At 66.8% G+C, this 19,549-nt stretch carries 19 protein-coding genes; 8 read left to right on the forward strand and 11 right to left on the reverse strand.

All coding sequences use genetic code 11. The features are described from left to right. Positions 1 to 3: 3 nt before the first annotated feature. Positions 4 to 1,581 carry an amidase gene (locus tag ACP7C5_RS10255; protein WP_426264158.1) on the forward strand — a complete coding sequence of 526 codons (1,578 nt, stop codon included), beginning with the start codon at positions 4 to 6 and terminating at the stop codon, positions 1,579 to 1,581. 137 nt (positions 1,582 to 1,718) lie between these two features. On the opposite strand, the gene ACP7C5_RS10260 is transcribed toward ACP7C5_RS10255, so the two are convergent. Further along, positions 1,719 to 2,171 (reverse strand): DUF2721 domain-containing protein, encoded by a 453-nt coding sequence (locus ACP7C5_RS10260; protein WP_133186679.1) that lies wholly within the window; start codon positions 2,169 to 2,171, stop codon positions 1,719 to 1,721. 83 nt (positions 2,172 to 2,254) lie between these two features. Here ACP7C5_RS10260 and ACP7C5_RS10265 point away from each other — a divergent pair, with 83 nt between their 5' ends. Together ACP7C5_RS10265 and ACP7C5_RS10270 are read left to right on the forward strand one after the other, a co-directional pair. Then, positions 2,255 to 3,337: a GNAT family N-acetyltransferase gene (locus tag ACP7C5_RS10265; RefSeq protein ID WP_426264159.1), complete on the forward strand. Its 1,083-nt coding sequence runs from the start codon at positions 2,255 to 2,257 to the stop codon at positions 3,335 to 3,337. Between the two features lie 47 nt (positions 3,338 to 3,384). After that, the gene (locus ACP7C5_RS10270; protein ID WP_133186683.1) at positions 3,385 to 3,657 is read left to right on the forward strand and encodes a UvrB/UvrC motif-containing protein; all 273 of its coding nucleotides are present in this window, start codon (positions 3,385 to 3,387) and stop codon (positions 3,655 to 3,657) included. Between the two features lie 123 nt (positions 3,658 to 3,780). On the opposite strand, the gene ACP7C5_RS10275 is transcribed toward ACP7C5_RS10270, so the two are convergent. From ACP7C5_RS10275 to trmB, 6 genes are all read right to left on the reverse strand, one after another. Next, positions 3,781 to 6,006: a molybdopterin cofactor-binding domain-containing protein gene (locus ACP7C5_RS10275; RefSeq protein WP_426264160.1), complete on the reverse strand. Its 2,226-nt coding sequence runs from the start codon at positions 6,004 to 6,006 to the stop codon at positions 3,781 to 3,783. Beyond that, positions 6,003 to 6,977, reverse strand: coding sequence for an FAD binding domain-containing protein (locus ACP7C5_RS10280; RefSeq protein WP_426264161.1), 975 nt, complete (start codon positions 6,975 to 6,977; stop codon positions 6,003 to 6,005). Before ACP7C5_RS10280 ends, ACP7C5_RS10275 begins: the two co-directional genes overlap by 4 nt. Further along, complete coding sequence (locus ACP7C5_RS10285; RefSeq protein ID WP_140851689.1) at positions 6,974 to 7,471, reverse strand: 2Fe-2S iron-sulfur cluster-binding protein; 498 nt, start codon at positions 7,469 to 7,471, stop codon at positions 6,974 to 6,976. The genes ACP7C5_RS10280 and ACP7C5_RS10285 overlap by 4 nt, the downstream gene beginning before the upstream one ends. A 112-nt stretch (positions 7,472 to 7,583) precedes the next feature. After that, on the reverse strand, positions 7,584 to 7,871 hold the full coding sequence (locus tag ACP7C5_RS10290) for a hypothetical protein (protein ID WP_189675731.1): 288 nt from the start codon (positions 7,869 to 7,871) through the stop codon (positions 7,584 to 7,586). Next, complete coding sequence (locus ACP7C5_RS10295; protein WP_426264162.1) at positions 7,868 to 8,719, reverse strand: hypothetical protein; 852 nt, start codon at positions 8,717 to 8,719, stop codon at positions 7,868 to 7,870. Before ACP7C5_RS10295 ends, ACP7C5_RS10290 begins: the two co-directional genes overlap by 4 nt. A gap of 108 nt (positions 8,720 to 8,827) precedes the next feature. After that, positions 8,828 to 9,517 (reverse strand): tRNA (guanine(46)-N(7))-methyltransferase TrmB, encoded by a 690-nt coding sequence (gene trmB, locus ACP7C5_RS10300; protein WP_426264163.1) that lies wholly within the window; start codon positions 9,515 to 9,517, stop codon positions 8,828 to 8,830. An 82-nt stretch (positions 9,518 to 9,599) separates the two neighbouring features. Here trmB and ACP7C5_RS10305 point away from each other — a divergent pair, with 82 nt between their 5' ends. From ACP7C5_RS10305 to ACP7C5_RS10315, 3 genes are all read left to right on the forward strand, one after another. Further along, positions 9,600 to 10,409 (forward strand): formate/nitrite transporter family protein, encoded by an 810-nt coding sequence (locus ACP7C5_RS10305; RefSeq protein WP_426264164.1) that lies wholly within the window; start codon positions 9,600 to 9,602, stop codon positions 10,407 to 10,409. A gap of 61 nt (positions 10,410 to 10,470) precedes the next feature. Beyond that, positions 10,471 to 11,073 carry a phosphatase PAP2 family protein gene (locus ACP7C5_RS10310; protein WP_426264165.1) on the forward strand — a complete coding sequence of 201 codons (603 nt, stop codon included), beginning with the start codon at positions 10,471 to 10,473 and terminating at the stop codon, positions 11,071 to 11,073. 128 nt (positions 11,074 to 11,201) lie between these two features. Further along, positions 11,202 to 11,840, forward strand: coding sequence for a hypothetical protein (locus tag ACP7C5_RS10315; protein WP_426264166.1), 639 nt, complete (start codon positions 11,202 to 11,204; stop codon positions 11,838 to 11,840). 42 nt (positions 11,841 to 11,882) lie between these two features. Here ACP7C5_RS10315 and metK read toward each other — a convergent pair whose 3' ends face one another. Next, positions 11,883 to 13,103 (reverse strand): methionine adenosyltransferase, encoded by a 1,221-nt coding sequence (metK, locus tag ACP7C5_RS10320; protein ID WP_426264167.1) that lies wholly within the window; start codon positions 13,101 to 13,103, stop codon positions 11,883 to 11,885. A 73-nt stretch (positions 13,104 to 13,176) separates the two neighbouring features. Then, complete coding sequence (gene lnt / locus ACP7C5_RS10325) at positions 13,177 to 14,703, reverse strand: apolipoprotein N-acyltransferase (RefSeq protein ID WP_426264168.1); 1,527 nt, start codon at positions 14,701 to 14,703, stop codon at positions 13,177 to 13,179. 243 nt (positions 14,704 to 14,946) lie between these two features. Between lnt and ACP7C5_RS10330 the strand changes: the two genes are divergently transcribed. After that, on the forward strand, positions 14,947 to 15,363 hold the full coding sequence (locus ACP7C5_RS10330) for a VOC family protein (protein WP_426264169.1): 417 nt from the start codon (positions 14,947 to 14,949) through the stop codon (positions 15,361 to 15,363). A gap of 10 nt (positions 15,364 to 15,373) precedes the next feature. Further along, entirely contained in the window at positions 15,374 to 15,676 is a 303-nt protein-coding gene (locus ACP7C5_RS10335) for a polyhydroxyalkanoic acid system family protein (RefSeq protein ID WP_133186709.1), read from the forward strand. Positions 15,677 to 15,857: 181 nt separating this feature from the next. Here ACP7C5_RS10335 and ACP7C5_RS10340 read toward each other — a convergent pair whose 3' ends face one another. Both ACP7C5_RS10340 and katG read right to left on the reverse strand, forming a co-directional pair. Beyond that, positions 15,858 to 17,180 (reverse strand): PQQ-dependent sugar dehydrogenase, encoded by a 1,323-nt coding sequence (locus ACP7C5_RS10340; protein WP_426264170.1) that lies wholly within the window; start codon positions 17,178 to 17,180, stop codon positions 15,858 to 15,860. Positions 17,181 to 17,269: 89 nt separating this feature from the next. Continuing rightward, a complete protein-coding gene (katG, locus tag ACP7C5_RS10345; RefSeq protein ID WP_426264171.1) occupies positions 17,270 to 19,516 on the reverse strand; it encodes a catalase/peroxidase HPI in 2,247 nt (748 codons plus the stop codon). Positions 19,517 to 19,549 lie beyond the last annotated feature (33 nt).

Here is a 19,549-nt window from a genome sequence, read left to right on the forward strand (position 1 = left end):
AAGATGCGCTTCACGCTGTCGCTGCTGCTTTCGACCATTCTCGCCGGAGCCGCGCACGCGCAGACGCTCCCGGACGTTACCGAAAAATCGATCGATCAGGTCCAGGCGATGATGGCGGCGGGCACGAGCAGCGCGGCGATCACCCAGGCCTATCTCGCGCGCATCGCGGCGATGGACCGGACCGGGCCGACGCTGCGCGCGGTGATCGCGACCAATCCCGATGCGATCGCGCAGGCGCGCGCTGCCGATGCGCGGCGCAAGGCGGGCAAGCCGCTCGGGCCGCTCGACGGCGTGCCGGTGCTGATCAAGGACAATATCGAGACCAGGGATCCGATCGCGACGACCGCGGGGAGCCTCGCGCTCAAGGACAACATCACGCGCCGCGACGCGCCGTTGGTGGCGAGCCTGCGCCGACAGGGCGCGGTGATCCTCGGCAAGACCAATCTCAGCGAATGGGCCAATATCCGCTCGACGCACTCGATGAGCGGGTGGAGCGCGGTCGGCGGGCTGGTGCGCAACCCGTATGCGCTCGACCGGACCTCGTGCGGCTCGTCGAGCGGATCGGGCGCGGCGGTGGCGGCGAGCTTTGCCGCGGCAGCGGTCGGGACCGAGACCGATGGATCGGTGGTGTGTCCGTCCTCGATGAACGGGCTGGTCGGGTTGAAACCGACGCTCGGCATGATCAGCCGCACGCACGTCGTGCCGATCAGCCATAGCCAGGACACGCCCGGCCCGATGGCGCGCAGCGTGCGCGACGCGGCGGTGCTGTTCAACGGGATGATCGGCGTCGATCCGGCCGATCCGGCGACCAAGGGCACCGCCAAATATGCGCATGACTTTGCCGCGCCGCTGGCGAGCGCTTCGCTGGCCGGGGTGCGTATCGCCGTGCTGCATCCCGAAATGTCAGAGTTGCTCAAGGCCAAATATGCAGCGGCGCTGGCGGTGTTGAAGGCGCAGGGCGCGGTGCTGGTCGATGTCACGCCGCCCAAGCTCGACGGGTTGGGCGAGGCCGAATTGCTGGTGCTGCAGACCGAACTCAAGGCCGATCTCAACAGCTATCTCGCGACCACGCCGCAAGCGGTGAAGACGCGCACGCTCGCCGATGTCATCGCGTTCGATCGCGCCGAAGCGACGCGCGAAATGCCGTTCTTCCAGCAGGAGACCTTCGAGGCGGCCGAACAGACACGCGGCCTCGCCGATGCCGAATATCTCGGCGCGCGCGCGAAATCGCTGCGGCTGGCGGGCAAGGAGGGGATCGACGCGATGCTCGCGACCGCCAATGCGACGCTGATCGTCGCGCCGACCTACGGCATGCCGTGGCTGTCCAACACGGTCTCGGGTGATGGAGGTGAGGGGCCGAGTGCTGCCGGGCTGCCGGCGGTGGCGGGCTATCCGCATTTGACGGTGCCGATGGGGCTGGTGCGGGGCGTGCCGGTTGGGGTGTCGTTCATTGCGACCGCGTGGGCCGACCAGAGCGTGCTCAACGCTGGGTATGTCTATGAACAAGCGGCGCATGCGCGGGTGGTACCGGGTTATGCCGCGACGAATGATGCCGGGCCCGGGCTGGACGGCGCGCGCTGAGCTTACTCCCTTCCCTGAAAGGGAGGGGCAGGGGGTGGGTCGGCCCGTTGTTCGGCCGGGCACCTGCCCTAGGCCGACCCACCCCAGACCCCTCCCTTCCAGGGAGGGGAGGCGTCTCCCCGGGAGGCGGGCGCGACTCAGCGTTCGAGCAGCTCGCTGCGGACGTGGATCGCCGATAGCGAGATGCGGACCTCGAGCAGGAACCCGATCAGCGAGGAAATCAGCAGCGCCATCGCGAGAATGAAGATCACCGCGACGATCGTGCCGATATGCAGTGCGAACAGGCTGGCGACGAACAGCAAGGCGACGACGATGCACGTCATCGCCGCGCTCGACACCGCGAGCACGAGCGAGCGGTTGATCACCGTCATCCGCCGGTCGAGCAGCCGGAGTTCCCAGACGTGACGGTCATGCTCGGGGCCGCTCGACAGCGGGTGCCATTCCTCGACGACACGCGCGCGATCGACGACGCGCGCCAGCCGCCCGGCGAGCACGTTGAGCAGCTGCCCGATCGCGGCGAGCATGAAGATCGGCGAAAGCGACAGCTGGATCGTCTGGGCGATCGTCGAGACGGCGGGGTAGGGGTTCATGATGGCCCTTTGTGGAATGCGGCTGGCGCGGGCGCAAGGCGTCGGCCACAGATTGGTAACCCTGCTGCTTGAGACGTGTTCCAATGACCAAGCCGATGCTGCTCTCCGACTTCACCCGGCTGCCGTCGCGCACGCGTGCCAGCGTGGGCGCCGGGCTGTCGGGCGCGATCGACATCGTTGCCGATGCAGCGGCACCGAGCCATGCGTTCCTGCGCTATGCCTGGTATGCGGCGGCGCTTGCGGCGTATGGCGGGGCGGCGCGGACGATAATGGTCGAGGAAGACGACCTGCCGGTGATCGCGCTGCCGTTCGTGCGAATCGGGCCGGCGATCGCGCGGGTCGCGACGATCCCTGGAAGCTATTGGCCGTTTCGCAGCTTTCCGATCCACCGCCACGCCGATGTGCCTGCGGTCGATGCCTTGCTCGACATGCTCTCGCGCAGCGTCAACGCATTGCGGATCGGCCCGGTGGTCGATGGCGATCCGGCGCTCGAGGCGCTGCTGCCGCGGGCGCGCGCAAAGGGGTGGGCAGTGCTCGACCGCTTCGTCGCGAACAGCTTCGTGCTCGACGTGCAGCAGCCCGACTGGCCGCGCGGATCGACGCTGCGCAAGAACCGCTTTCACGAGAAGCATCTCGCCGAGCATGGCGCGCTCGACTGGCGCTTCGTCGGCGCGGGGGAGTGGGATGCGGCGTTCGATCAGCTTGCGGCGGTCGAGCAGAAGAGCTGGATCGCGGCGAGGACCGATGGTCGCGACGCCAAATTCACGGACGAGGGCCATGGTGGCTTCTGGCGAGAAGCGGCGCGCGATCCGGTCGTCGCCGCGATGCTGTCAGCCGCGGTACTGAGCATCGATGGTGCGCCGGCGGCGTTTTCGTTCGATCTCGATGCCGGCACGACGCGCTATGCGATCGCCAACAGCTATGATCCGGCGTTCGCCAAGCATTCGCCGGGCAAGCTGCTCTCGTATCGCAACCTCGTTCGCGCACGGGCGGCAGGCTTGCGCAGCGTCGATTGGGGCGCGGGCGACAGCGGCTACAAGACGACGCTCGGCGCGGAGCAGGGCCCGGCGTTGCGCGACTGGCTGCTGGTACGGCCCGGTGTGCCGGCGTTCGTCGGGGCGATGTTCAAGGGGCGCTGGGCGGCGAGCGGCAATCCGGGCGGGTAAGGCAGCGACGACAGGACCCAAGCCGGTCTCGCGGCGTTTAGACGCGCATGGATGAGATCGAACGCGTTCGGATTGAAATGGAAGCTGCGGCGGAGGCGCTCGATTTCGAGCAAGCGCGGCGACTACGCGACCGGCTCGCTTTGCTGCGCGGCGGCGCCAGCGCCGAGGAAGCCGCCGAGGCCGAGACCGTCGGCCTGATCCGCCAGCAGCCCGGCGCAATGGGGCTGGGGACGAGCCAGCAACGGATGACACCGCCGCCGGGCTGGAAGAAGCCGGTCAAGCCCGATCCGATGACCAAAGGGCGTTCGCGCAAGCGGTGATTGGCGTGCCGTCGTCACCCCGGCCTTGTGCCGGGGCCCACCGTGACCCGCGTACTGTAGTCGTGGCGCGCGCTTCCCGGTGGGCCCCGGCACAAGGCCGGGGTGACGGGCGCGGGGAGCGGATCACACCGGCGGCAAGTGATCCAGCAGCTTGTCGACCGTAATCGGATAGTCGCGAACGCGGATACCCGTTGCGTTGAACACGGCATTGCCGATCGCCGCGCCGCAACCCGAGATGCCGAGCTCGCCGATGCCCTTGGCGTGGATCGGATTGGCGAACTGGTCGCGCTCCTCGAGGAAATGCACCTCGATCTGCGGCACGTCGGCGTTCACCGGCACGTGATATTCGCCGAGATCGTGGTTCACCAACTTGCCATTGCGCGGATCGTGGACGAGGTCCTCGGTCAGCGCCGCGCCGATGCCGAAGGTCATCCCGCCGAGGCACTGCGAGCGCGCAGTCTTCGCATTGAGGATGCGGCCTGCCGAGAACACGCCGAGCATCCGCCGGACGCGGACTTCACCGGTGGTCGTATTGACGCCGACTTCGACGAAATGCGCGCCATAGCTCGACTGCTTGCGCTCCTTCTCCATCTTGCCCGGTGCGATCGAGCCGATCGCCTCGATCCCGTCGCCGACGAGCGAGCCGAGCGACACCTGGCGGTTGTCGGCGATCGCCTGGCCATCCTTGAGCGTCAGCGCTTCGGGGTCGCAGCCCATCGCCTTGGCGAGCTTCTCGCGCAGCGTCTCGCACGCGAGATACACCGCCGAGCCGCTCGACCCTGCGCCCCACGAACCGCCGGAGCCGGCCGCGTCAGGCAGATCGGTATCGCCGAGCACGACACTGACCTGATCGAGCGGAAGCCCGAGCAGTTCGCCGGCGATCTGGCCGAGGATCGTATAACTGCCGGTGCCGATGTCGGTCATCGCCGAGCTTACGGTTGCGCGGCCATTGGCGTCGATCGCAACCTTGGCCGAGGATTCCATCAGCATGTTGGTCCGCACCGCAATGGCGACGCCCATGCCGATCATCCACTCGCCGTCGCGCACTTGGCCCGGCGTCGCGTTGCGCTTCGACCAGCCGAACTTCTCGGCGCCTTCCTCGAGGCAGCGGACGAGCTGGCGCGTCGAGAAGGGGATCTTCTCCTCGGGGTCTTCGCTCGGCTCGTTCTGCTTCCAGAAGTCGATCGGGTCGACACCGAGCTTGTGGCACAATTCGTCGAGCGCGGCCTCGGTCGCCATCATGCCGACCGCTTCGCCCGGCGCGCGCATCGAGCCCGACAGCAGCCAGTCGAGTTCGACCAGATCGTGGTTGATCAGCCGGTTCTCGCCCGAATAGGCGAAATGCGTGCCGATGCCGGTCGGCTCGAAAAAGCCTTCGCCGGGGAGGTTGCTCGTCAGCGTCTCGTGCCCGACGCCGGTGAGCTTGCCCGCGCCATCGACCGAGAAGCGTACGCGCTGCTCGGTGTTCGAGCGACGTACGGTGGTTTCGAACACCTGCGGGCGCGTCATCACGGCTTTGACCGGGCGGCCGAGCTGCTTGGCAGCCACCGCGGCGGCGACCGATTCGGGCGCGATGCCAAGCTTCGAGCCGAACCCGCCGCCGATATACGGCGCGATGATCCGGACTTTCTTGTCTTTGACGCCGAGCGACTTTGCGAGCTGGGTCTTGTCCGAGGTCGGCATCTGATACGAACCGTACAGCGTCAGCGCGCCATCCTCGTCCCACACCGCGATCGAGGCGTGTGGCTCCATCGCCGAGCTGTTCTGGCTCGGCGTCGTGTAGGTGACATCGACCGAATTGGCGGCGTCCGCCATCGCCTTCTCGACATCGCCCTGCTTGAAGTGCGCGGGGATGGTGTTGGGCGGCGGCTTGGTCGTTTCGTCCTTGTGGGCCTCGAAATCGAAGCGGCCCTCGGCTTCCTCATATTCGACCTTGATGCGAATGCCCGCGTCGCGCGCGGCTTCATAGCTTTCGGCGAGCACGATCGCGACGATCTCGCCGAAATAATGGACGTCCTGCACACCTTGCGTCGGCGCCTTGGTCTCGCCGCCCTGCTGCGAATTCTGCAGGAAAGTTTTGAAGTCGGTGACGACGTCGATCACGCCGGGGATCGCGCGGACGCCGTCGGCATCGACATTGGTGACCTTGCCGCGGCCGAACTTGGTGCCGACGAGATAGCCGTAGGCGAGGTTGGGGATCTGGTATTCGGCCGAATAGGTCGCCTGGCCGGTGACCTTGAGCGGGCCTTCCTTGCGGTCGAGCGGGCGGCCGATGATCCCCTGGCTGCCACTGTCGAGCAGGCTGGCGGGGACGGGCTTGTCCATCTTGAGGCTGTTGGTGTTGCTCATGCGGTCAACTCACGCAGGCACGCGATCAGCGTGCGTTTCATCAGCGGGATCTTGAAGTCGTTCGACCCATAGCCCTGTGCTTCGGCGAGCAGGATGTCTGCAGCCGCCGCGAAGATTTCGTCGGACGGCGCCTTGCCGATCAGCGACTCCTCGACGCGGCTATCGCGCCACGGCATCGGGCCGAGGCCACCAAAGGCGAGTTGCGCCGTGGCGATCGTGCCGTTCTCGACCGAGACGAGTCCGGCGACCGAGACGAGCGCGAAGGCGTAGGACGCGCGGTCGCGGACCTTGCGGTAGAGCTGCTTGCCGGCGACCGGCGCGGGCAGCTCGACATGCGTGATCAGCTCGCCGGGCTTGAGGACGGTCTCGATTTCGGGCGTGTCGCCGGGGAGGCGATAGAAATCGTGGATGCTGATCCGGCGGCGATCGCCGCCTGGGGTGAGCGTGATGATCGTCGCGTCGAGTGCGCGCATCGCGACAGGCATGTCGCCGGGGTGCGTGGCGATGCACGACTCGCTGGTGCCGAGGATCGCGAGGATGCGATTGTACCCGCCGATCGCCGAGCAGCCGCTGCCGGGCGCGCGCTTGTTGCACGCCATTGCGGGGTCGTAGAAATAATAGCAGCGCGTCCGCTGGAGCAGATTGCCGCCCGTCGTCGCCTTGTTGCGCAGCTGGCCCGAGGCGCCCGCGAGTAAAGCGCGGCTGAGCACTTCGTACTTTTCGCGCACGCGAGTGTCGGCGGCGAGGTCGCTGTTGGGGACGAGCGCGCCGATCAGCAGGCCACCGGATTCGGTGTCTTCGATCTTGGCGAGGTCGAGCCGGCTGATGTCGACGAGCTTGTCGGGCGTCTCGACCTGCAGCTTCATCAAATCGAGCAAATTGGTGCCGCCCGCGATGAAACGCGTGCCCGCGCCGACGAAGCCGACGGCTTCCTCGGCGTTCGCGGGCTTTTCGTAGGTGAAGGTCTTCATGCCTTGGCCTCCGCCACGTCGCGGATCGCGTCGACGATGTTGGGATAGGCGGCGCAGCGGCAGAGGTTGCCGCTCATCCGCTCGGAGATTTCGCCATCGTTGAACTCGACGTCGCCGAGCGTCTCGCTGACATGGCTCGGCCAGCCCTTCTTGACCTCGTCGAGCATGCCGACCGCCGAGCAGATCTGCCCTGGCGTGCAATAACCGCACTGATAGCCGTCATGCTTGACGAACGCGGCTTGCAGCGGGTGCAGATCCTCGGGCGTGCCGAGACCTTCGATCGTGGTGATCTCGTCGTCCTGGTGCATCACCGCGAGCGACAGGCAGCTGTTGATGCGACGGCCGTTGACCAGAACGGTACACGCGCCGCACTGGCCGTGATCGCAGCCCTTTTTCGAGCCGGTCAGGCCAAGATGCTCGCGCAGCAGATCGAGCAGCGAGGTTCGAATGTCGGGTTCGGCGGTGTAGGCCGTTCCATTGATGGTGAAGTGCATGTCAGACCCCTGCGGTTCGGCGAGGTAAACGCGCATTTCGGAAATGAGGTCCGCACGCGCGGAGATATTGCGCGCCGATCTTCGCTGCCCGGCATCGGCCGGTCGCGTTCGGTCAGGGGCGGCGCGGCCAGTGCATGCGGATCCGCCAGACGATGCCGGTCTTGCGCACCGCACTCCCACAGCGCGCCTGCGCGAACAGCCGCGCGTAGCTGAGATCGTGGACTGGCTTGGACGGGGTGAGGCGCTCATGCTCGCGCGCGGCGTCGAGCGCGGTCTGGCAGGCCTGCTCGCTCGGGAAGCTCGCATCGAGCAAGGCGGCGGCGGAGTGTGGCGTCCAGGCCTTTGCGTGCACAGGCGTCGTGGCCGCCAGCGCCAAAGCCAGCGACGGCAGCGCGATCATTTGCTGAGCCGCACGGCCGACGCCGAGGCGATCTCGGTCTTCGGCTGCGCGCACGACCGTAGTGCGGCGAGTCCACCGACCGCGTCGAGCCGCGTGCGCGCTTCGCGGGCGAGCGCGGCCTTGTCGATCGGCCAGCCGATGTTGGCGTCCTTGGCGCTTCCCGGGAAGACGACATAGGCGATCCGCCCGTCGGGCAGCCCCTCGCCGTTGCGCGGGTTGGGCGCCTGGGCGCCGAGCGCGTGCCAGAACGCGACCGACGCCTCGCCGAGTCGTTCGACCGGGCCTTCGTCGGCGATGACGAACGGCGTCGTCTGGCCGGTATCGAGGTTGGTCGCGAAGCCGATATCGCCCATCTCGCCCATGCCATCGGTGCGATAGATCGGCGCGGGGAGCACGATGTACGGGATCGCCGCGGCATCGACATAGCTGGCGGTGCTTGCGGGCCCGGCGAACGCGGTGTTCCGCAGCGAGGTCATCGAGACGAAGTAGCCTCTGTATGGCCCGTCCCGCTGGATCGCTGGTCGGGTCGGATCGGCCGGGTCGGCGACGAGCACGGTCTGCCACCATGATCCATCGGGATAGCCCGCCGCGGCAAGGCAATCGATCCCGCGGCCGGTCTCGGGGCAAGTGTTGGGCACGTCGGCGGGGTGATAGGCGTTGGGCGCACCATCTGCGTCGACGAGCTTGTGGTCGGTCGCGAAATAATAGGCCGCGTGATCGGGGCTGAACGCGATCGGCACGCCCATGTAATCGAATCCGCCCGCGGGGCAGGACTGCGCGATCGCGCTCGTGCTCGAAAAGAGGCAGCAGCTCAAAGCGGTCGCCAGCAGGCGCCGGACGGTGGACACGGTTGAATTTCCCTCGGGGGCTGGATGCACCCGCGTCGAACGAGACGAGCGGACCGAGAGTTCCGTGGCTACCCGTGCGGCATGCGCGCGGCGCGACGAGCCGAGCCGCTACGCCGTTGGCTGGTAGATGTAGCGGAAATACCAGACCTCGCGCCCCTGGCGGCGGGCCTTGCGCTCGTAGCGCGTCTCGGGCCAGTCGTCGGGGCGCGTCAGGAAATCGGCGGGGCTTTTCGCGCTCCACACGAAATCGCGGCGTTGGCCGAGCACCATCATCGCCCAGCGGCAATAGGTCGGATCGTCGGTGCCGAGCCGGAATTCGGCGCCGGGCTTGAGCTTGGCCGCGATCAGATCGAGCGGGCCGTGATTGACCATCCGCCGCTTTGCGTGGCGCGCTTTGCGCCACGGATCGGGGTGGAGCAGATAGACGCGCGACAGCGACGCATCGGGGAGCCGCTCGAGCACGTCGAGCGCATCGCCCATATGGAGGCGGATATTGTCGAGCTCTTCGTCACGGACATGCGTCAGCGCGCCGACGACGCCGTTGAGGAACGGTTCGCAGCCGATGAACCCCGTCTCGCGCCGCGCCATCGCCTGGCCGGCGAGATGCTCGCCCGCGCCGAAGCCGATCTCGACCTCGATCGGGCAATCCTTGCCGAACAGCGTGGTGGCATCGAGCGGGCCTTCTTCGGGAACGCTGATTTCGGGGAGCAGGCGCTCGACCAAATCGGCCTGGCCGAGGCGGAGCTTGTGCCCCTGGCGGCGGCCATAGAGGCGGCGGGTCGTCATCGGATCGGTCATCCGCGCAGCCTCTAGCGAGCGCAGCGTTCGGAGCAAAGTCCCGTTACGGTCGTTACAGCGCATCAACGAAGTGGCGGACATGATGGCGGACACCAATCAAGAGCAAACCGAGGGCGGTGACGTCGAGGAACTGAAGGCCGCCAATGCGCGCGAGCTGCACCGTGCGGTGCGCGAGGAAGGGCAAGAGGAACTCGAACGCCCGATCACCTCGCTGTTCTGGTCGGGGCTGGCGGGGGGGCTGGCGATCAACGCCTCGCTGATCGCCGAGGCGGCGATCGCGGCGCACACCGCGCCGTCGCCGGCGCGCCCGCTGCTGATCGCGATCGGCTATCCGATCGGCTTCCTGATGGTGATCCTCGGGCGGATGCAATTGTTTACCGAGAGCACGGTGACCGCGATGCTGCCGCTCGTGACCGAGCCGTCATGGGCGGCGCTCGGGCGGACCTTGCGGCTGTGGGGCGTCGTGCTGGGGGGCAATTTGCTCGGGACCGCGCTCGTTGCGTGGGCGTTTGCGACGCTCGAGCTCGGCGATCCCGCAATGCGCGCGGCGATGCTCGAAGTGTCGATGAAGATCACCGTGCACGGCGCGCTCGATACCTTCATCAATGCGGTGCCGGCGGGCTTCCTGATCGCGATCGTTGCTTGGACCTTGCCCAATGCGCGCGAACAGGCGTTCCTTGTGGTGTTCGGGATCGTCTATGTCGTCGCTATCGGCGGGTTCAGCCATTCGGTGGTCGGGTCGAGCGAGACCTTCCTGCTGCTCTTTTCGGGCAAGATCGGCGGGGGTCAGGCGCTGGCGTTCCTCGTGCCCGCGGTGCTCGGCAATCTGTTCGGCGGGGCGGGCCTGTTCGCGGTGCTGGCCCATGCGCAGGTGCAGGAAGAAGGCGCCTGATCCGGGCGGAGCCAATCCGCCGCCCGCGGCGTTGGGCGTGCGACACAAGAGGAATAGCGACATGAGCAAGATCGCCAAGGCCGTGCGGAAAATCGCCCGCGCCGACCGCAAGGTCACGCACCGCGCCGCGGCGCATCGCGACACGCCCGCGGTCAAGCTGGCGGGGGCGGCGAGCGAAGTCGCCGACCAGCCGCCGTTGCTGTTGCTCGGCGTCGGGACGATCGTCGTCGGTGCGGTGCTGCGCCGTCCGACGGTGATCCGCAATGGCGTGCGGATGCTGGCGAGCGAGGTGCTCGCCACCGCGATCAAGAACGGCATCAAGCGCTCGATCGACCGCACCCGCCCGCAAAAGGCAATCGAGACCGGCGAGCACCGCTTCGCGCCGGGCAAGAGCGCGGCGCACGGCGATACGTCGTTCCCCTCGGGCCATACCGCCGGTGCAGTCGCCGTGGCGGGTGCGATCGCGCAAGACACTCCCGCGGCGGTCGCACCGGCCTATGCGGTGGCAGCAGGGGTCGCGGCGGTGCAGATGCCGCGCGGGAAGCACTATATTTTCGATACCGTCGCCGGGGCGGCGGTCGGCTTCGTCGCGCAGAAGGCGACAAGCATGATCATTCGCGCTGCCGAACCAGCCTTGGTTCGCCTTTTCAAGCGCACCCGCTGAGCGTCGTGTGACTCCCGCGCTATGAGCCGGTCAAGATGCTTAACAACGCCTTCAGCGCGTATCCTAAGTGCCGATAAACGCGGTTGAATTATCACAACGCTCAATCTGCGACAAACGGGGGCGTTGTGATGAAGTTAACGTGTTGGACGATCCTTGCGCTCGCGGCGAGCATCCCGTCGGTCGCGGCGGCGCAGTATAGCGTGCATTGGGCCGCGCCGGTGGCGGCGACGGGGCCCTCGGCGTATTTCCCGATCGGTATGCCGTTGCAGCTGAAGACGCGTAACGAACTCAACACCAAGGACGTGCATTCGGGCGATCGCTTCTATCTCGAGGTGGCCGAACCGCTGATCTATCGCGGCCAGGTCGTCGTGCCGGTCGGATCGATCGCGGTTGGCGAAGTGATGCGGTCCGAGCGAAGCGGAAATTTCGGCAAGCGTGGTGAACTCGAGGTCCGGCTCGATTATGTCGAGACGCCGTCGGGGCCTGTCCGCATCTCGGGGCGTTCTGCGCGGCAGGGCTTGGATCAAGGCGTGCTGGCGATTGGCGGCGCGCTGTTCGTATCGTGGCCGATGATGTTCATTCACGGCACCAGCGGGCGGCTCCCCGCAGATTCACCGATCACCGCCTATCTGGCCGATGATCTGCACTTCGGCGTGCAACCCGGGTCGGCGCAGACCGCACGAGCCGGAACAGAAGCGCCGCCGCAGGGGCCGCGCGCGCTGCCGGCGCGGTTCGATTCGTCGGTCTTCTCGGCCAACCGGCCGTAACGACCGTGCCGAGCGCGGGATGACCCCGCGCTCGGCGTTCGATCAGGCGGCGACGGCGCTCTTGAGCGCGTCGACCAGATCGGTCTTTTCCCAGGTGAAGCCATCGGCATCGGGCTCGCGCCCGAAATGGCCATAGGCTGCGGTGCGCTTGTAGATCGGCGCGTTGAGCTTGAGATGCTCGCGGATGCCCTTCGGCGTCAGGCGAACGAGCTTGGGCAGCACTTCCTCGATCTTGGCTTCGGGAACGGTGCCCGTGCCATGAAGGTCGACATAGAGCGAGAGCGGCTCGGCGATACCGATCGCGTACGACAGCTGGATCGTGCAGCGCCGTGCGAGGCCGGCAGCGACGACGTTCTTCGCCATGTAGCGCGCGACATAGGCGGCCGAGCGATCGACCTTGGTCGGATCCTTGCCCGAGAACGCGCCGCCGCCATGCGGGGCTGCGCCGCCGTAGGTGTCGACGATGATCTTGCGCCCGGTGACGCCGGCGTCGCCATCAGGACCGCCGATTTCGAACGCGCCCGTCGGGTTGATGTAGATCGCGGTCTTGTCGCTGATGAAGCCCTCTGGAAGGACGTCGTGCATCACGCCGCTGACATAGGCGCGGAGCTCTTCGTACAGCGCCGGATTGGCGTTGTCGCCCTGCAGGCAATAGCCCGCCTTGTGCTGCGTCGAGACGACGAGCGCGGTCGCGCGGACGGGAACCTCGTTCTCATATTCGAGCGTGACCTGGCTCTTGGCGTCGGGCTCGAGGAAGGGTGCCGCACCCGAGTGGCGATCGGCGGCAAGGCGCTCGAGGATCTTGTGGCTGTAATAGAGCGTCGCTGGCATCAGGCCCGGGGTCTCGTCGGTCGCGTAACCGAACATGATACCCTGGTCGCCCGCGCCTTCGTCCTTGTTGGCACCTTCATCGACGCCCATCGCGATTTCCGCCGACTGGCCGTGGAGATTGTTCTGGAAGGTGAACTTGTCCCAGTGGAAGCCCGACTGCTCGTAGCCGATTTCCTTGACGGTGTTGCGGACCGCGGCCTCGATTTCCTCGAGCGCGCCATCGGCCCACTGGCCGTTCTCGTAGACGCCCTTGCAGCGGATTTCACCCGCGAGGACGACGAGGTTGGTCGTGGTCAGCGTCTCGCACGCGATGCGCGCATAGGGGTCCTTGCCGAGGAACAGATCGACGATCGTGTCGCTGATCTGGTCGGCGACCTTGTCGGGATGGCCTTCCGAGACCGACTCGGAGGTGAAGAGAAAATTGGAACGCATGCGTGGGATCCTCATGTTGAGGAGAGCTTCGGCCGTTGCCATGCCTGATATAAAGCTTTCCTTATATGACGCCCTATCGTGCCAGGCGGCGCAATGCAAATGCCGCGAGCGCCAGGATGATCCCGATCAACACCGCCATCGCGTTGCCCATACGCGCGAACAGGGTCGGGCGAGCCGCGGGGGGAATCGGGCGCTCGATCGCGCCGGCCGTGTCCGCCGGGATCGACGCGACGATGCGGCCCTGCGCGTCGATGATCGCCGAGATGCCGGTCGGTGTCGCGCGGATGACGGGCAGGCCTTCCTCGATCGCGCGCATCCGGGCCTGGGCCAGATGTTCGGCCTGGCCCCAATAGCCGTACCAGCTGTCGTTCGACGGCTGGAAGAGGAAGGCCGGGCGGTGCCCGCTCTGGACGACTTCTCCGGAGAAGATGATTTCGTAGCAGAGCTGGAAACCGACGCGACCGAAGGCGGGGAGGTCGAGCCCGTCGGGGCCGTGGCCGGGCGCGAAATCGAACTCGCCGGGGACGAGCCGCGACAGGCCGATCGCCGAGAGCAGCGGGCGCGCCGGGAGGTATTCGCCGAACGGCACAAGGTGCGCCTTGTCGTAGCGGCCGAGGATGCGCGCGGTCGCGTCGATCGCGAAGATCGAGTTGGTCGCGGTGCTGACGGTGCCGGCGGCGTCGAACTTCAGCGCGTTGCCGCCGGTCAGCACCACGTCGTTCGGGCCGAGCACGGTGGCGATGCGGCGGCGGACGGTCCCGGGGGTTTCGGCATAATATTGTGGGGGATAGCCGCTCTCGGGCAGATAGCGGAGCGCGCCCTCGGGCCAGACGATCAGCCGTGGGGCGGGGCCGGGCTTGCCGCTCAGCCTCACGAGGGCCTGGAGATTGGTTTCGGCATAATCGTCGCGCGGGCGCTGTTCATCGGCGGCATTGGGCTGGACGACGCGGATGCGGGGGGCGTTGCGGGTGCCGCCTGGATGGTACCAGTTATATGTAAGTGACGAAAATCCGGCGATCCCGATCATCGCGACCGCGGCGGGAAGTCGCCACCACTTTGCCCACGAACCCGCCAGCGCGCCTGCTGCCAAGATCGCTATTCCGGACATCGCATAAGTACCGATAAAGGCCATGAGAGGCGCAAACGGCGTCGGTAGCCAGATCTCGGACAGCGGGTTCCACGGATAGCCGCTCAGCAGCGTACCGCGCAGATATTCGGTCGCGATCCAGGCGGCGGCGAAGATCAGCACGTAGCTCGCGTCGAGCACCGGCCGGCGAAGCTTCCACGCGACGGTTGCCGCCGCCATCGGGAAGAGCGCGAGATAGAGCGACAGGAGCGCCGGCGCGACCGATCCGAGCGCATGCGGCATCGCATCCTGATAGCTGAACGCCTTGGCGATCCAGTTATTGCCGATCGCAAAATGCGCGAAGCCGAACAGCCAGCCGCGCCCCAGCGCCGCCTTGCGGGTCGGCGCCTGGTGGACGAGCAGCATCCACGCGGCGAGGCAGCCGAGCGTGACGGGCCACCACCCGAGCGGCGCGAAGCCGACCGCGGCGATTCCGCCGAGCAGGAACGAGAAGAGCGCGGGGCGTTGGGTCATCGCGTGCGGCTATCGCGGGATCGGGCAGGCAACGCAACGTCGCGCTTCGATCCTCCCCAGAACGGGGAGGGGGTGTGCGAGCGAGAATGTGTCCGGGGGACACATTCTCGCTCGCACACCAGCCTTCTTCAGGCTGGTGGTGGAGGGGGCTCTCCACGAGCGGCACGCCCCCTCCACCATTCTGCCGGAAGAGGCAAAATGGTCCCCCTCCCCCTGCGGGGGAGGATTTGGTAGGGCGCGTTTATGACACGGCCCTTCCACCTCGCCTTTCCGGTCCACGATCTCGCTGCGGCGCGCGCATTTTATGGCGAGACGCTCGGCTGTCGCGAGGGGCGCAGCTCCGACGCGTGGATCGATTTCGATCTCTACGGCCACCAGATCGTCGCGCATCTCGATCCGGCGGCGAAAGCCGTCGCGGTGTCGAACGCGGTCGACGGGCATGACGTGCCGGTGCCGCATTTCGGCGTCGTGCTGACGATGCCCGACTGGCAGGCCCTCGCCGACCGGCTGACTGCGGCCGGCACGCGCTTCGGAATCGCGCCGCATCTGCGCTTCGCCGGGCAGCCGGGCGAGCAGGCCACGATGTTCTTTTATGACCCCTCGGGCAACGCGCTCGAGTTCAAGGCGTTTGCCGATGACGCGATGATCTTCGCGACATGAAGGATTTGTGATGAGCGACCCGATAACCCTCGAAATTCCGCATAAGCTCGGCCTTGCGGGCGCTCGTGCGCGCGTCGAGGGCGGGGTCGGCAAGATCGTCGAGATGGTGCCCGGCGCGACCTCGGTCGATCACCACTGGGAGGGCGACACGATGCACTTCACCGTCGCCGCGCTCGGGCAGCGTGTCGCGAGCCGGTTGACGGTGGGGGACGCCAAGGTGCGTGCGGAAATCGATCTGCCGATGTTCCTGCGGCTGTTCGCCGACAAGATTAAGGCGAAGCTGGCGAAGGAAGCTCCGAAGATGCTGGAGTAGGGATTTTCCGCCTACCTCTCCCGCGAGCGGGAGAGGCTACGGAGACTTGGGTCGCGCTTCTTCAGCGCGGGCCTAGTCGTAGTCGGTGAGGGTCTTCTTTTTTTTGGGCGGGGACGCCAAAAGAAGACCCTCACCCAACCCTCTCCCGCGAAGGGCGGGAGAGGGCTAGAAGGAGAAAAGCCTACTTCGCGGTCACGCGCCAGATCGTGTTGCCGACATCGTCGGCGACCAGCAGCGCGCCGGCTTGGTCGGTGATGACCCCGACCGGGCGCCCTTGCGCGTCGCCCTTGGCGTTGAGGAACCCCGTCAGCACATCGACCGGCTTGCTGCCCTTGACCGGGAAGCCATTGCCGCCGAACGGCACGAACGCGACCTTGTAGCCCGACACCGGCACGCGGTTCCACGAACCATGCTCTCCGACGAACGCGCCGTTGGCGAACTTGCCGCCGAGCTTCGCGTCGGCCGCGAAGGTCAGGCCGAGCGCCGCGACGTGCGGGCCCATCGCGTAATCGGGGCGCTTGGAATATTCCTGCAGCGCGGGGTTCTCGGGCTTCACGCGCGCATCGGGATAGCCGCCCCAATAATACCAGGGCCAGCCGAAATTGTCGCCGAGCCCGACGCGGGTGATGTAATCGGGGACGATGTCCGAGCCGAGCATGTCGCGCTCGTTGACCGCGACCCACAGCGCGCCCGACTTGGGCTCGAACGCCATGCCCTGCGGGTTGCGCAGCCCCGCGCCAAACACGCGGAAGGTCTTCGCCTTGGGATCGACCTGAAGGATGTTGGCGCGGAATTTCTCGGCGTCGAGGCCGTTGTCGGCGATGTTGCTCGACGATCCGACGCCGACATAGAGCAGCCCGTCGGGCCCGGCGAGCAAGGTGCGCGCCCAGTGATTGCCGCCGCCGACGAGCGGGATGACCTTTTCGGGCTTGGCGGTGATCTTGGTCTGGCCGGGGGTGAACGGCACGCGGACCAGCGCGTCGGTATCGGCGATGTAGAGCTGGCCGTCGAGCAGTGCCATGCCGGTGGGCGAGTTGAGCCCTGAGATCAGCACGGTGCGCGTTTCGGCCACGCCGTCGCCATTGGTGTCGCGCAGCAGCGTAATGCGGTTGGGCGAGGCGACGCCAGCGCCGCCCTTCTTCATCAGATAGCCCATCACGACGTCGGCTACCCCCTTGGTAGCGCGCGGCGGGGAATTGGTCTCGGCGACGAGCACATCGCCATTGGGCAGGCGGTAGAGCCAGCGCGGATGATCGAGCCCGGTGGCGAAGGCGGCGACCTTGAGGCCGGCCGCGGCGACGGGCATCGCGCCGTTCTGCCAGCCGACGCGGTCGGCGACCTTGACCGTGGGGATCGTCTGCTCGCGCGGGGGCGAGATGGTCGGGCGGTCACCTTCCACCGCGCTCAGCGGAAGCTGCGCGGGTTCGGGCTGGAGCACCCACCAGAGGACGCCGCCTGCAATCAGGACGACGATCGCGAGAATGATGAGGATGTGTTTGCGCATGGATGCGAAATAGGGGGCGAAGGCAGGCAGGGGAAGCGCGTTCTCGCGAAAGATAGCCCCTCCCCTTTCGGGGAGGGGCTTCGTTCGTATCAGGCGACCGCAGGCTCGCCGCGGACATGGCCCGAGGCCAGGTCGAAGCGGTCGGCGTTCATCACCTTGACCCACGCCTTGACGAAGTCGTGCACGAACTTGTCACCCGCGTCGCCCGAGGCATAGACCTCGGCCAATGCGCGGAGCTGCGAGTTGGCGCCGAACACCAGGTCGGTCCGCGAGGCGGTCCACTTTTGCTCGCCGGTCTCGCGCAGCGTGCCGAGATATTCCTCGTCGCTGTCGTCGCTCAGCTGCTTCCACGCCGTCTGCATGTCGAGCAGGTTGACGAAGAAGTCGTTGGTCAGCTGGCCCTTGCGGTCGGTGAAGACGCCATGCTTCTCGGCCTTGGGGTGGTTGGCGCCGATGACGCGCAGGCCACCGACGAGCACTGCCATCTCGGGCGAGCTGAGACCCAGCAACTGCGCGCGGTCGACCAGCAGTTCCTCGGTCGGAACACTGAACTTGACCGAGAGATAGTTGCGGAAGCCGTCGGCCTTGGGCTCGAGCACGTCGAAGCTCTCGGCATCGGTCTGCTCGGCCGAAGCGTCGGTGCGACCCGGCGTGAAGGGCACTTCGATCGTGTGACCCGCGGCCTTCGCAGCCGCCTCGACACCGACCGAACCACCAAGCACGATCAGATCTGCGATCGACACCTTCTTCTCGCCCTTCCCGTCGAACTCGGCCTTGATGCCCTCATAGACACCCAGCACTTTCGCGAGCTGCTCAGGCTGGTTGACCTCCCAGTCCTTCTGCGGCGCCAGGCGGATGCGCCCGCCGTTGGCGCCGCCGCGATGGTCCGAATGGCGATAGGTCGAGGCCGAGGCCCAGGCCGTCGTCACCAGCTCGGCAACCGAAAGCCCCGAATTGGCGATCGCCTGCTTGAGGGCGGGGACGTCGCTTTCGTCGATCTGCGTATAGTCGGCAGCGGGGATCGGATCCTGCCAGATCAGGTCTTCGGCGGGAACGTCGGGGCCGAGATAGCGGACCTTGGGCCCCATGTCGCGATGCGTCAGCTTGAACCAGGCACGCGCAAAGGCATCGGCGAATGCCGCCGGATCCTTCTGGAAGCGCTTGCTGATCTCGAGATACGCCAGGTCCTTCTTGAGCGCCATGTCGGCGGTCGTCATCATCGTCGGGACCTTGACGCCGGGCGTGTGCGCCTTGGGGGCAAGCGTTTCCTCGGGATTGCCGACCGGCTGCCACTGGTGTGCGCCCGCCGGGCTCTTCACCAGCTCATATTCGTGGTCGAGCAGCATGTCCCAATAGGTCTGGTCCCAGGTGATCGGCGTCGGGGTCCAGGCGCCTTCGATCCCAGACGTGATCGTGTCGTCGCCCATGCCGGTGCCGTGGGTCGACACCCAGCCCATGCCCTGCGTCGCAATGTCGGCGCCTTCCGGCTCGACGCCGACGAGCGAGGCATCACCCGCGCCGTGCGCCTTGCCGAAGGTGTGACCGCCGGCGGTGAGCGCGACGGTTTCCTCGTCGTTCATCCCCATCCGCGCGAACGTCTCGCGCATGTCGCGCGCCGAGCCCAGCGGGTTCGGGCAGCCGCCGGGGCCTTCGGGGTTAACGTAGATGAGGCCCATCTGGATCGCAGCGAGCGGGTTTTCGAAAGCCTTGCCCGATTCCTCGTTGATGCGCGTTTCACCGAGCCACTCTTCTTCGGTGCCCCAGTAAATGTCCTTGAGCGGCTCGAACACGTCCTCTCGTCCGCCACCGAAGCCGAACACCGGGCCGCCCATTGATTCGATACCGACGTTGCCGGCCATGATGAACAGATCGGCCCAGCTCAGCTGCTTGCCGTACTTCGCCTTGATCGGCCACAACAGGCGGCGCGCCTTGTCGAGGTTGCCGTTGTCCGGCCAGCTGTTGAGCGGTGCAAAGCGCTGCGATCCCGACGACGAGCCGCCGCGACCGTCACCCGTGCGATAGGTGCCGGCGCTGTGCCACGCCATGCGGATGAAGAACGGGCCGTAATGCCCGTAATCGGCCGGCCACCACGGCTGGCTGTCGGTCATCAGCGCGGTCAGGTCGCGCTTCACCGCGGCGTAATCGAGCGTGTTGAAGGCTTCGGCATAATCGAAGTCGTCGCCCATCGGGTTGCCCGACAGGCCGTTTTGCTGGAGGATTTCGAGGCTGAGTTGGTTGGGCCACCAATCGCGATTGGTGCGGCCGAGCAACGAGCGGAGCGCGGCGGGCTCCTTGCTCGGGTCGCTCAGCGGGCTGCCTGAGGTAATGGCGTCCATGATTCTCTCCATGTCGAGGCTTGGTAATCTCGA

The sequence above is a fragment of the Sphingomonas sp. PWP1-2 genome (genome assembly GCF_049898305.1).
Taxonomy (GTDB): domain Bacteria; phylum Pseudomonadota; class Alphaproteobacteria; order Sphingomonadales; family Sphingomonadaceae; genus Sphingomonas; species Sphingomonas glacialis.

What these genes read in the sequence shown, in the direction of transcription:
- ACP7C5_RS10255 (WP_426264158.1), top strand. Translation starts at nt 4, where the DNA reads ATGCGCTTCACGCTGTCGCTGCTGCTTTCGACCATTCTCGCCGGAGCC.
- ACP7C5_RS10260 (WP_133186679.1), bottom strand. Translation starts at nt 2,171, where the DNA reads ATGAACCCCTACCCCGCCGTCTCGACGATCGCCCAGACGATCCAGCTG.
- ACP7C5_RS10265 (WP_426264159.1), top strand. Translation starts at nt 2,255, where the DNA reads ATGACCAAGCCGATGCTGCTCTCCGACTTCACCCGGCTGCCGTCGCGC.
- ACP7C5_RS10270 (WP_133186683.1), top strand. Translation starts at nt 3,385, where the DNA reads ATGGATGAGATCGAACGCGTTCGGATTGAAATGGAAGCTGCGGCGGAG.
- ACP7C5_RS10275 (WP_426264160.1), bottom strand. Translation starts at nt 6,006, where the DNA reads ATGAGCAACACCAACAGCCTCAAGATGGACAAGCCCGTCCCCGCCAGC.
- ACP7C5_RS10280 (WP_426264161.1), bottom strand. Translation starts at nt 6,977, where the DNA reads ATGAAGACCTTCACCTACGAAAAGCCCGCGAACGCCGAGGAAGCCGTC.
- ACP7C5_RS10285 (WP_140851689.1), bottom strand. Translation starts at nt 7,471, where the DNA reads ATGCACTTCACCATCAATGGAACGGCCTACACCGCCGAACCCGACATT.
- ACP7C5_RS10290 (WP_189675731.1), bottom strand. Translation starts at nt 7,871, where the DNA reads ATGATCGCGCTGCCGTCGCTGGCTTTGGCGCTGGCGGCCACGACGCCT.
- trmB (WP_426264163.1), bottom strand. Translation starts at nt 9,517, where the DNA reads ATGACCGATCCGATGACGACCCGCCGCCTCTATGGCCGCCGCCAGGGG.
- ACP7C5_RS10305 (WP_426264164.1), top strand. Translation starts at nt 9,600, where the DNA reads ATGGCGGACACCAATCAAGAGCAAACCGAGGGCGGTGACGTCGAGGAA.
- ACP7C5_RS10310 (WP_426264165.1), top strand. Translation starts at nt 10,471, where the DNA reads ATGAGCAAGATCGCCAAGGCCGTGCGGAAAATCGCCCGCGCCGACCGC.
- ACP7C5_RS10315 (WP_426264166.1), top strand. Translation starts at nt 11,202, where the DNA reads ATGAAGTTAACGTGTTGGACGATCCTTGCGCTCGCGGCGAGCATCCCG.
- metK (WP_426264167.1), bottom strand. Translation starts at nt 13,103, where the DNA reads ATGCGTTCCAATTTTCTCTTCACCTCCGAGTCGGTCTCGGAAGGCCAT.
- lnt (WP_426264168.1), bottom strand. Translation starts at nt 14,703, where the DNA reads ATGACCCAACGCCCCGCGCTCTTCTCGTTCCTGCTCGGCGGAATCGCC.
- ACP7C5_RS10330 (WP_426264169.1), top strand. Translation starts at nt 14,947, where the DNA reads ATGACACGGCCCTTCCACCTCGCCTTTCCGGTCCACGATCTCGCTGCG.
- ACP7C5_RS10335 (WP_133186709.1), top strand. Translation starts at nt 15,374, where the DNA reads ATGAGCGACCCGATAACCCTCGAAATTCCGCATAAGCTCGGCCTTGCG.
- ACP7C5_RS10340 (WP_426264170.1), bottom strand. Translation starts at nt 17,180, where the DNA reads ATGCGCAAACACATCCTCATCATTCTCGCGATCGTCGTCCTGATTGCA.
- katG (WP_426264171.1), bottom strand. Translation starts at nt 19,516, where the DNA reads ATGGACGCCATTACCTCAGGCAGCCCGCTGAGCGACCCGAGCAAGGAG.